Genomic DNA, 550 nt, shown 5'->3' on the forward strand with positions numbered 1-550 from the left:
CTGTAAATCAATAAAATCGTAAAAGCGTGGAAACGTAAAGCTAAGAATGCGTACTTTGTCAAGAGCATGGTGGTTGTGGAAAGGATGGTGGGGAGAAGAGGGCGTAAGTGGAGGCATAAAGGTAAGTGGAGATAAGATATTTGAGAGAGGGTTGTAGTGCTGCAGGTAAAAGATAGAGAGCATTTAGGGAAGAGGCGTAAAGGTTGGAATGGTACGGAAGTGAAAAGGTTGGAATGGCATGTGAGAGCATTGGGAGGAAAGGGGTTGTGTGGAGAATTTTGTGATGGAAAAGTCGTGTGTAGAGCATGAGATTTGAGGCGGGGGGGAGGGGGGCTGAAAAGATAAGGAAGATGGGGGACATGTGCGGTGCTGTTTGCTTTTTTATTAAACGTTTGAATTTTACAATGAAATCGCGTGGTCATGAGAGGCAGCGCTGAAAAAGCTTGTATCGTGCTCGTTATGAGGGGTGACATCATTTTAGATCATGCCTTTGTTTGAAGAGTGCTGATGTAAATAATAGGTTTGGGTAATGAGTTTGGAATGGTTATCA

The 550-nt window shown here is 43.6% G+C and carries 1 protein-coding gene; it reads left to right on the forward strand.

Annotated features, from left to right (window positions below):
* Positions 1-156: 156 nt before the first annotated feature.
* A complete protein-coding gene (locus ACFIM8_RS09440) occupies positions 157-309 on the forward strand; it encodes a hypothetical protein (RefSeq protein WP_375614865.1) in 153 nt (50 codons plus the stop codon).
* Positions 310-550 lie beyond the last annotated feature (241 nt).

This window comes from Bartonella sp. AC535YNZD (genome assembly GCF_042196625.1).
Taxonomy (GTDB): domain Bacteria; phylum Pseudomonadota; class Alphaproteobacteria; order Rhizobiales; family Rhizobiaceae; genus Bartonella.